This window comes from Nitrosomonas sp. Nm132, assembly GCF_900100485.1.
Classification (GTDB): domain Bacteria; phylum Pseudomonadota; class Gammaproteobacteria; order Burkholderiales; family Nitrosomonadaceae; genus Nitrosomonas.
Map to the genome: position 1 here is coordinate 1 of NZ_FNDH01000060.1, position 10,790 is coordinate 10,790.

A 10,790-nucleotide genomic window follows, 5' to 3' on the forward strand; every position below is an offset into this window, starting at 1 on the left:
CCTGCTCGGCAACGCCTTCTATCCAGTTCTTGTCCATCGGCTCGCAGCTTCGCTCCACGCTTCCTCCCCACAATCGGTCGCCCTCATGCAGTTGCGCTTCGCTTCGTTCGCTGTGATCAACTTACGGGAGGACTTTCACCTCCAAGAGTGCGCCCGTGCCGGGCGCACATAAAAACACCCCACACAAACTGCGGGGTGTCAGGGTGTTAACTACGCTCTTTAGACTGCTAATTTTCAATCAGCCCTCATCCACGGGATAGGGAATTGAACCCCCAGAGATTAAAAAAGATGACGCATGCCAACTGTCCAAGTATTACGATCGCGATCTACTATGCTATTTTTATCAATTACGTCTACATGCTGATAGCCGCCAAATAAATTTGTACGCTTGCTCATATGATAAAGTCCACCAACAGTAAAGCTTTTTGATTTGCGACTCGCAAAAACATCTGTTTTGTTCGCATCAGTCATACCGCCCTGCGCAATCAAAGTTGTATTTCCCAATCTGTATTGGCCCCCTGCATACCAGATACTGCCATCTCCGCCCGGATTCATTGCGGTATTGCATTGTCTAGTAGAAACGTCGCCAATCGCACCCAAAGCGGCCGCATCTGAGCAGGTCGCCGCACCCAGTGCATCACTGATAAAATCGTATTGACCTTGAAGGCTAAAGTTTTTATAAGACCAGACCCCGCCGATCCGACCCACTTCTTCGGTTTTTAAATTAAATGCAGTTATCTTCTTTTGTGCAGAACTGACATTATCTCTGGAATAGCCACTGAATACCTCCAGCTTATGGCTTTGGAAATCCATGACGTATTTGGCGGCAAATTGAACATCCCATTCACCATTCTCCCCGCCCGTATCACCAATATTATTCCCATGACCGCCAAGGTGGCCACCAAGATGAGCTTCCAATTTGTCTGCATCGCCAGGCATTAACAGGACCGCAAAGGAGAAACCATTGAAGGTTGTGGAAGTAAAACGCACCACGCTGTTTACAGCGGAATAAGATCCTGAACCAAGGCCGTTGGCGCTTGCGATCATAGTCCCACCGCTGCCAGTAGCTTGAAGAGTGGTATAGACAAATGGATCAATCGTCCAGCCGCCGGCAAAGTCAGCAAATGGGGAATGGGTGCGACCAAATTTCAATGTGCCAAGTGAATCTTTGGATATCCCGACGAATACTTCCCGATTACCTATGGATCCACCGTTCGTATTAAAACCGAAATCAATCATAGTAACCACTCTAAATCCATTTCCTAAATCTTCGAATGCCCGAATGCCCCATGAAGAAAAAAAGGTTGGATCATTAACTGTTGTTTGACTGGAGAAGCCTTCGATATTGATACCACTATATTCAGCCTGAATTCGGCCAACGATCGAGATATTTGTTCCAAATGCGGATGAAATGCTGGTAGAGGCAAGTAAGCCAGTTAATGCGATGGAGATTAGCTTGTTATTCATGATGAATCACTGTGTGCGAAAATTAATAAATAATATGAAAGTAAATTGATACAAATTAAATGCATAAACAAGTGTTTTATAAGCAAATTAGCTGAATTTACAATCAGATTTCCGCATTGCCTGAGGAACATCGCACTGAACACTAGCGTTCGTATGAAATGAATTACGTTCCTGCCCAGTTGAATCCTGAATATGTAATTTCTGGAAAAAAACCATAAAAGATTCTTTTCTTGCCAGCAGTATCTTTATTTGCAGAAAAGTTACTAACACTTTAAAAAGTGCCAATAATTTTTTGAAAAACAGGGTCTGAATCCACTCTTTATCTATGCAATGCGCATTATTATTAAGAATCATGATTCGGATGCCTGTGAGTTTTCTCACATGAAATAAGTTGCGCAGTTCTTACACTGATTGATAAGACGTTGCTGTGCTGGAACCTAGATTAGGTCTGTTGTGTTGGTTCAGTTAGGGATCGTTTCAAGTCGAAAGTAGTATTTTTCGATGTGGCAGTCTTAAGTAATTGGAATGTGGTTATTCCATTGCATTAAGACTTTATTATCAATGTGTTGTAGGAGATATTTTTAATGCTGTCAATGAAGAAGTTTTCTATGAGGATGCTAGCCCAGATTATTCCTATGGCTAGCATATGCGTGCTCGCCTTGTCTGCAGGTCCTGTTAGCGCAGGTAAAGGTAATGATCCTGTGTCCTTACCAACTTATCAATACCCAAATATCTACAATAATTATCTGCAGCCTGTGGCAACAGCTATCGATTATCACAGCGGCATGGTTTATCTCTTTAATTACGAGAACGACAAGCTAGTAATTATTGATCCAACTAGCCTCGCTGGCTGGCCTGGAAAAGTCCCATTGCAGCATACAATAGTATTACCGGAAGGAAATAAGATTTATATCACATCCGATACCACGAATGAGCATGCAGCTTATATTATTGCGCTGAGAGCGGACAGTATTGATTGGGGCGCCGGTACCGCCTCAGTGACGGTAGAATCAGTAATGACAGTTGGAACCGCAGGCGAACCCAGTGAATTTCCATTTGTTGAGCCCGTCAACAATGTTCAGAATATTCCTAATTGGGTAATAGGCAGGGGACCCCAAATTCATGGTCCGACTATATTACCTTATTCGGACTATATCTACTTTACTGAGTTTACTTCTGACAGGGTGCGTGTTGTCAATACCAAAACAAATCAGTTGGTGGCGAATGTTGACCCTATCATCATACCGGGTTACACAGAGCAAACGCATGGTATCAACTTCAATAAATCCGGTACCATTGGCCTTGGTACAGGGTATTTCTTCGACAATAGCGTAATTGATGTCTATAAACCTAACAGAGAAACTGGCGAGCTGCAACCTGTAGGCCAGATTATGCTGGGTGATGAGAAAAAACATGCAGCTTTCAGTCATTTTACGGTTTGGCTAGATGAACGATATGCGGTTACGGCAACGATGCAGCTCGACAAAACTTCGTTAACACCCGCGACTACTGAAAAAATTATTCCACCGAGTGTTTGGTTGATTGATGCTCTAGCAGGCACTGCAACTAAAATTCTAGATCGTTCTACAAATGCCAATGCGCCTGGTGTTTTCCGTTCTGCTTCCGACATTGCTGTTGTCAATGGCAAGCTCTATATTGCAGAAGAAGATTCACTCGATTTCACATTTGCTGATGATGGCTATATATCTGTTTACGATTTAACCGATCGCTATCAACCAAAATTTATCAAGAGGCTTAAGCCAGGTGTAGAGCTTCCAAATGGATTTGCTATCGCACATACGATCGCGCCTACGCCTGATAATCGCCACATAGTGGTAGCAAGCTGGGTTTCTGGATATGTAGTCAAAATCGATACTTCGACAGATACAGTCGTGAAAGTTTGGGGGCCTAATGATGGCCTGGTTAAACCGCATGGTATATTTACTGCAGGTACCTTGCGTTAATAGTTAATTGCTGTTTACTTGGCTCATCTGCTTTTACTCAAGGATTGTCGTGCGGGTAAAAGTCAAGATGAGCCAACTCAAATATAAAACAAAGTGATCATAAAATTGAAAAGAAAGAGTAAATAAATGATACAAAGCGTTTTACAAAGAAAGTATTCTTCAACAGTAGTTGCTCTGACCCTTCTTTTTACGCAGGCCAGCATCGAAGCTGCAACGGTCATCTTGCCTCGCCCAGTGCCTCTGCAGGCTGAAACAATGACTCATTTGCGACAAGCGCATACAAGTGAGCACAATCAATGGCAACTCGTCGTGTTTGGATTCACTCATTGCAAGGATATATGCCCCATGTCACTGGCTAATTTAGCCATGCTGGTTAAAGCTGCTGCTAATGAGCAAATTAAATTGGATGGAACTTTCGTGACAGTGGATCCAGACAGGGATTCGGAAGAAATCTTATCCGGCTATACAAAAAGCTTTGGAGCAGACATTGCTTACTTACGATTTGAAGGTGAAGATTTGGAACGTTTCAAGGCCACTTTTGGTGTAGAAACCGTTTTCTATACGAAGAATGCTGGCAACCAGCAGAATTATCAGGTTGATCACAGTACCTCGGCATTTTTAATTGATCCGTCAGGAAAAATTAGAGTTATATTTGACGCACTTGAAGACGCAGCCCGTATTGCAAAAATGTTTCGCGAAAAAAAGGAGCTATTTAAGTCATGAACTGGACTCCAGTATTAATATCTCTATTCATGATAGCCGGGCCTGTTGCTGCTATGCAAATCGAAGCGGATCCCCGCTCTATCGCGTCTTTCATGGATAAATCCTTAACGCCAGAACTTGATATTTTACAGGTAGCAACTGATATTTCAGCAGATAATCATTTGGTATTCCAAGTCAAAACAAGAGGGGAACAGACCAACGGGAAAAACAGCGATTATCTGCTCTTGCAAATTTTGCATGAAAAAACTTATCTTCTCCTGCTTCCATTAAATAAGGAAGAAGGGGATAAAATTTTGATATATGAAGGCACTCTTCAACCTGAAAACCATAAATTGTCAAAAATTACCGGAGAGTTTAGAGAATATAACTTATCGGCAGATTTTACTGTCAAACGTATCGTTCGAGGAGCAGAATTCACCGTACCTCTCGATTGGATCAATTACGGTGCTGATTTCAATTTTGATGCATACACTATCCAAGCGAGCATGCAAGGGAATACTTTACAAATTAATAAAGTATACGATCAAGCAAGAAAAGGACGTAAAGAGGAGAAGCGGTTTTCCGCCATTACACTACTCAATAAAATTTGTTCACCCAAAAAACGATGATCAAATCCCCGGATTATTCTCAACTTATCTGAGATTGCTGGGATAATTGATCATGTGATGAAGCAGACTATCTTCCGTGTCATTCCTCAGTCCCGCCATTTAGGCCTATAATTCGACAAAATAGTTGGCAGCCGCAGAATCTATAGCTTCTTTCGTAAATTCTGGAGGTCGCTTCAGGAAATGAGCATGATCGACAATGTGCTCCATCAGATCACGCGGATGGCTACCTACTAGTGGTCGATTTTGTTTACGATAGTGATTATTCAATAGATATTCGGCTACCTCGCTATCGTAATGAACGCCTTGCTTATGGCAGACACGACGTAAAATTTCCTTGAATTCACCTTCGGACTGATATTGCACATGTATCTTATGGCGGATTCGTCGCAGAAATGCGTCATCCACCAAATCCAATGGATTTAAATTGGTACTAAACACAGTAATCTGATCAAAAGGTATCTCGAATTTCATGCCTGTATGCAGCGATGGAAAATCAATACCGCGCTCTAACGGTATAATCCAGCGATTGAGCAGTTGGCGTGGCTCAATTCGTTGTCGACCAAAGTCATCCAGAATAAAGACGCCATTTCCTGCTTTCATATGAATAGGCGCTTCATAGAATTTGCTGGAATAGTCATAACGTAATTCAAGCATATCCAACGTGAGTTCGCCTCCCACCATCACTACTGGACGATAGCATTTTTTCCAGCGTGGATCATAAGTTAGGCTCATTTTAAGATCAAGCGAGGAACTTTCTAATGTTTTCTTATCTTCGACAGGTGTATGAATAGCCGGATCAAAAAAACGTATCACCTGCCCTCCCACCTCTATAGCCTGTGGAAGATAAATCTCTCCCGGTATGCCATGTCCTAACGCCTCAGCTATACTGGTTTTCCCTGTTCCCGGCGGGCCATATAAAAAAATCGAACGTCCTGAAGAAAATGCAGGCCCCAATTGATTCAGTAATTCTTCACCGATAACCAGATGCCTCAAGGAAGAATCGATCCACTCCTTATCCAGCTCAACCTGGCGGACACTTTGTCTTGCTAGCATGAATGAGTAATCTTCCAATGGAACAGGCGCTGCCCCAACATATAAACTGATGTTAAATGCTGCCTCTGCCCTTTCTCGACCACGCTGGGTTAATTCGAGTACTTGAGTCGTACTGGTATAATCGGAAGAAGTGCGAATAGCGGCCAAATGATCTGCTCTGATCTGCTCAATCAATTCCTCAACGACACTAAAAGGAAGGGAAAGCACATGCGACATACGCGGCAAGGTAAACGTACCTGCTTCCAGATAAGCAGCCTTAAGCAACAGATCGACCAGATAAACTTCGCTCAAACCCGTATCAGTTATTTTTAGCGGCACTGGTGGAGCAGGATACAAGAATTGATTCAGCTGCTCCTCTGTAAGGTAACCTAGAGAAGTGACTGCATTGGTGAGACTTCCGCCGCTACGCCTCTGCAATGCAATCGCCTCATTCAGCTGTTCTACAGATATCAAACCCTCATGAACCAGTAGTTCACCTATCGATTTTGCCATGCCGTTTATCCTTTGTTAAAAGCTATTTCACCCCTGCTTCATGCGCTTGTTGATCAGCATGGTAGCTTGAACGCACCATTGGGCCGCATGCAGCATTACTGAAGCCCATTTCAATCGCAATACGCTCAAACTCCTTGAAACCCTCTGGCGATACATAACGCATGACAGGTAAATGTCCAATGCTAGGCTGGAGATATTGACCGATGGTAAGCATATCGACATCGTGCTCACGCAAATCTCGTAATACTTCGATAATCTCATCATCGGCTTCTCCGAGCCCTAACATTAGGCCAGATTTAGTAGGAATAGCAGGAAAAGCAGCTTTAAAGTCTTTCAGCAATTTCAGGGAATGCGCATAATCTGCGCCAGGACGGCATTGCTTATATAAACGGGGAACCGTTTCAAGGTTGTGATTGAGTACATCCGGTGGACAGGCAGACAGTTTTTCCAAGGCCACGGACAATCTCCCACGAAAATCTGGCACGAGAATTTCAATTTTGGTTTGCGGAGAATGAGCGCGTATCTCACGAATACAATCAACAAAGTGTTCTGCCCCGCCATCGCGCAAATCATCACGATCCACGCTCGTGATCACAACGTATTTAAGCTTCAGTGCGGCAATAGATTTTGCCAGATGTAACGGCTCCTCAGGATCGGGCGGTAATGGCCTGCCATGTGCCACATCACAAAAGGGGCAACGCCGGGTGCAAAGATCCCCCAAAATCATGAAAGTGGCGGTTCCTTTGCCAAAACACTCGCCAATATTAGGGCATGAGGCTTCCTCGCAGACAGTATGCAGCTTGTGCTCCCGCAGCAAGCGCTTGACCTCAGAGTATGTTTGACTATTGGATGAGCGTACCCGTATCCATGACGGCTTGCGTAATATCTCGCCAGGTTGTTGAATATCGATTTTGATTGGGTTGCGCGCAGTTTTAGCGATCCCTCTTTCGTGTCTATCAGTGGTCATGACGTTGAATGTTTCCTCCCTCAGCAAGTTTAATTTGTAGTTTTTCTATCATTTTCTGACCTAGAACTTCCATTTCGTCGTCAATACCAAGATCCTTTGTCTGCGTAATCCGCAGACCTGCATAACCACATGGATTGATCGCAGAAAAAGGCCTCAAATCCATGTTCACATTCAATGCGATGCCATGGTAGCAGCAACCATTCTTAATTTTTAATCCTAATGAGGCAATCTTCGCATTATTCACATAAACGCCCGGCGCATCCACGCGACCCTCTGCATCCACTCGATATTCTCGCAGCAAGTCTATCACAGCCCCCTCCATCTTCCTGACCAATTCCCTTACACCAAGCTTTAAACGGCGCAGATCGAGCAATAAATAGACGATCTGCTGTCCTGGGCCATGGAAAGTGATTTGCCCGCCCCGGTCTGTCTTGATAACCGGGATTTCATTTTGACAGAGTAAATGTTCCGATCTACCGGCGATGCCTTGAGTATAGACAGGTGGGTGTTGCAGCAACCAGATTTCGTCAGGCGTATGGTCGGTACGACTAGCGGTAAAATCCTTCATGGCTCGCCAAGCTACCAGATAATTCACCGTACCCAGAGATCTCGTTTTAATGGCCAGTGGCGCTCTTTCTGGCCCAAGCCGTACACTTTTCATCGTATTAAGGCTTCAAAATACTATCATCACCATCGGGTGATCATGAAGCTCCTGATAAAGTGCATCTAATTGTGCACGAGAGGTCGCCCAGATAGTACAGGTCAGACTTAAGTAGGTACCATTCTTGCTGGCTCTTACTTCAAGCGTAGTATCGTCAAAATCAGGCGCATGATTTTTGACAATACTCAATACAGTCTGGGTAAGCCCCTTCTGGGATCGACCCATAATCTTGATTGGAAAATCACAGGGATATTCAATAAACGAAGGCTGCTCTGTCATGATATGTGGCGAACCATCTACACTGTAGAACTCATTATTTTAATGATACGACAGCATCTCCGCCCCGCATCGTAGCTGCCTTGTATTGCTGATAAAGCTGGTTAAGCTGCTTGAACATAGCTCCTGGCTTACCATCACCAATTGTTTTTCCATCCAGCGATACGATAGGCATGACCTCTTTAGTAGAAGAAGTGAGTAGCACTTCTTCCGCTGTACGCAGTTCCTCTTCAGATACCACTCTCACCTCATGAGGAATAGCGTTGGTTTGTGCTAATTCCAGTACAACATCGTAAGTAATACCTGGCAGCATCAAATGGCTTTTGGGGGGAGTTAGCAGCACATTGTTTTTTACGATAAAAATATTGCTAGCTGCTCCCTCAGTTAAAAACCCATCACGCAATAAAATTGTTTCCATGGCACCTGAATCAACCGCAAGCTGACGCAATAGTACATTGGGCAACAATGATATGGCTTTGATATCACACCTTCCCCAACGATTATCTTGTGCAGTAATCGCCGGAACACCGGTCAGCAGCAATTCCTGAGGCGGCGTTAGCAATGGATTGCTCATGATGAACACCGTAGATGAAATCCCTGCTGGGAATGCATGATCACGCTTGGCTACTCCACGCGTAATATGCAAGTAAAGATATTGATCATCGCCTTCGTTACAGGCAATGATCTGCTCTACCAGGGTATGCCATTGCTCATCAGTGTAAGGATTTTTAAGGCGAATACCATTCAGGCTATGCTGCAAGCGGTGTAAATGCTCTGCGAGTCGAAACGGCTTCCGGGAGTAAACCGGTATGACTTCATATACACCATCACCGAAAATGAACCCTCTATCCAGTACCGGAACGTATGCCTGTTCAATCGGCACAAATTTGCCATTGAGGTAAATCATTTTTTTCCAAAAATTAGTTAAAGAGCATCTTGATGCTATCCCATGCACGCCCAAAAATACTGGCTTCGCCTATCGTTTCAAGAGAAACGAGTGGATAGGTCGCGATTTCCTGATTGCCGAGGCTAAATTTGACGAAACCTACTTCTTGTCCTTGATTGATAGGTGCAATCATTGGCAGTCTATATTCCATTTTAGCCTTTAAATTTTCAGCCTGCCCTTTGGGTAGTGAAAAATAGATATCGCGATCAAATCCCACCTTGAGTTTATTTTGCGCGCCTTTCCAAACCTGGATTGTTGTAATTTCCTGATCTTTTTTGTATGGATGCGCCGTATCAAAGAACTGAAAACCATAATTCAGTAAACGCTGACTCTCCTTGCTGCGTGCATTGGGTGTTGCAGTCCCCATGACGACTGAGATCAATCGACGATCATCCCGTTTGGACGAAGTGATTAGGCAATAACCAGCAGCCACAGTCCACCCCGTTTTCATCCCATCTACATTAGGATCAAGCCACAGCAAACGATTGCGATTGAATTGAGTGATGCCATTGTAGGTATATTCTCGCAATGAATAGAGAGGATAATACTCTGGAAAATCTCGAATGATGGCTGTTGCCAGAAGCGCAAGATCATGCGCGGAACTGTAATGATTGGGATGAGACAACCCAGTCGAATTGGTAAAACGTGTATTGGTCATCTTCAAACGTGCTGCTTCCTCGTTCATCATGTGTGCAAACATTTCTTCCGAGCCGGCAATCAGTTCGGCAAGCGCAACACAGGCGTCATTCCCGGATTGCACGATCATGCCACGAATCAATTCATCTACCGTCACTTGTTTATTGGGTTCGATAAACATGCGGGAACCCACCATTTTCCAGGCTGCATTAGACACGGGGACAACTTGATCCAACGTAATACGTTTCTGCTTTAAAGCTGTAAAAACAACATAAGCTGTCATCAGCTTGGTTAGTGATGCAGGCTCAAGACGCTCATCTGCATTTTGACTGACCAGTGTCTGGGCAGTGTAAAAATCAACAAGAGCAAAGGATTTCGCTGCTACAGACAAAGTAGGCTGCTGCGCAAAGGTAGGGAGTACCGCAAAGCATAGCAGTAACCAAAGTAAGCTTCTCATAAAAACATGGAAAAATTTCATTATAGCTTGCTCATCAAATTTCATAAACTAACTACATAAATAAAATGGTTTTTTCATTTAATTTGTTAGATAAGGGAGAATGCAAAATTTCTTGATGAATGACTAGAGACTAGAAATTACTTAAGTAACCTGAAAAAAATTATCAAATATCCAGCTCAAATCATCATCAAGCCTGGATTTGTGAATGATATACCATCGATTTATTACCCATAATCGAAGTCTTAAAATACAAGACTCATATGATAGCAAATAAGAAATTATGTTTGCTGCCATTTGAGATTCTATGAGTCAGTATGCTTAATGATAAAGCAACCAAGATTAACTGAATCGCCCCGGATTTTCCGGAGACTTTTTAGTTTGAGTCAGGCTGCATTAGCTGACTCTTTTAATGCGAATTAAGAGCTGAAATAGAAGCCAGTTCATAAATAACGTTAAACTATTGAGGAAGACATCACCCAACCTCAATAAATCAAAGTAACCAATGAACTGGCAAAACCGATTAATAACGATTTATCTCTA

At 43.4% G+C, this 10,790-nt stretch carries 11 protein-coding genes; 3 read left to right on the forward strand and 8 right to left on the reverse strand.

The window, feature by feature from the left end; translation table 11 throughout:
* Positions 1-279 precede the first annotated feature (279 nt).
* Both BLP80_RS13390 and BLP80_RS13395 read right to left on the reverse strand, forming a co-directional pair.
* Entirely contained in the window at positions 280-1,467 is a 1,188-nt protein-coding gene (locus tag BLP80_RS13390; protein WP_090544048.1) for a porin, read from the reverse strand.
* Between the two features lie 87 nt (positions 1,468-1,554).
* On the reverse strand, positions 1,555-1,821 hold the full coding sequence (locus BLP80_RS13395; RefSeq protein ID WP_090544050.1) for a hypothetical protein: 267 nt from the start codon (positions 1,819-1,821) through the stop codon (positions 1,555-1,557).
* 254 nt (positions 1,822-2,075) lie between these two features.
* Here BLP80_RS13395 and BLP80_RS13400 point away from each other — a divergent pair, with 254 nt between their 5' ends.
* The 3 genes from BLP80_RS13400 to BLP80_RS13410 all read left to right on the forward strand — a co-directional run bounded on the left by BLP80_RS13400 (position 2,076) and on the right by BLP80_RS13410 (position 4,762).
* Entirely contained in the window at positions 2,076-3,431 is a 1,356-nt protein-coding gene (locus BLP80_RS13400) for a YncE family protein (protein WP_090544052.1), read from the forward strand.
* A 126-nt stretch (positions 3,432-3,557) separates the two neighbouring features.
* The gene (locus tag BLP80_RS13405) at positions 3,558-4,154 is read left to right on the forward strand and encodes an SCO family protein (protein WP_090544054.1); all 597 of its coding nucleotides are present in this window, start codon (positions 3,558-3,560) and stop codon (positions 4,152-4,154) included.
* Positions 4,151-4,762 carry a hypothetical protein gene (locus BLP80_RS13410; protein ID WP_090544056.1) on the forward strand — a complete coding sequence of 204 codons (612 nt, stop codon included), beginning with the start codon at positions 4,151-4,153 and terminating at the stop codon, positions 4,760-4,762. Before BLP80_RS13405 ends, BLP80_RS13410 begins: the two co-directional genes overlap by 4 nt.
* A gap of 105 nt (positions 4,763-4,867) precedes the next feature.
* Here BLP80_RS13410 and BLP80_RS13415 read toward each other — a convergent pair whose 3' ends face one another.
* From BLP80_RS13415 to BLP80_RS13440, 6 genes are read right to left on the reverse strand one after another with little or no spacing between them, the layout of a single operon-like run.
* Positions 4,868-6,307, reverse strand: coding sequence for a cyclic di-GMP-binding domain-containing protein, MshE-related (locus BLP80_RS13415; RefSeq protein WP_090544058.1), 1,440 nt, complete (start codon positions 6,305-6,307; stop codon positions 4,868-4,870).
* A gap of 22 nt (positions 6,308-6,329) precedes the next feature.
* The gene (gene lipA, locus BLP80_RS13420; protein ID WP_090544060.1) at positions 6,330-7,274 is read right to left on the reverse strand and encodes a lipoyl synthase; all 945 of its coding nucleotides are present in this window, start codon (positions 7,272-7,274) and stop codon (positions 6,330-6,332) included.
* Complete coding sequence (lipB, locus tag BLP80_RS13425; RefSeq protein WP_090544062.1) at positions 7,264-7,935, reverse strand: lipoyl(octanoyl) transferase LipB; 672 nt, start codon at positions 7,933-7,935, stop codon at positions 7,264-7,266. Before lipB ends, lipA begins: the two co-directional genes overlap by 11 nt.
* 12 nt (positions 7,936-7,947) lie before the next feature.
* Positions 7,948-8,214 carry an HP0495 family protein gene (locus tag BLP80_RS13430; RefSeq protein ID WP_090544064.1) on the reverse strand — a complete coding sequence of 89 codons (267 nt, stop codon included), beginning with the start codon at positions 8,212-8,214 and terminating at the stop codon, positions 7,948-7,950.
* A 34-nt stretch (positions 8,215-8,248) separates the two neighbouring features.
* Entirely contained in the window at positions 8,249-9,118 is an 870-nt protein-coding gene (locus tag BLP80_RS13435; RefSeq protein WP_090544066.1) for a D-amino acid aminotransferase, read from the reverse strand.
* Positions 9,119-9,131: 13 nt separating this feature from the next.
* Positions 9,132-10,250, reverse strand: a complete 1,119-nt coding sequence (locus tag BLP80_RS13440; protein ID WP_090544068.1) for a D-alanyl-D-alanine carboxypeptidase family protein — start codon at positions 10,248-10,250, stop codon at positions 9,132-9,134.
* Positions 10,251-10,790 lie beyond the last annotated feature (540 nt).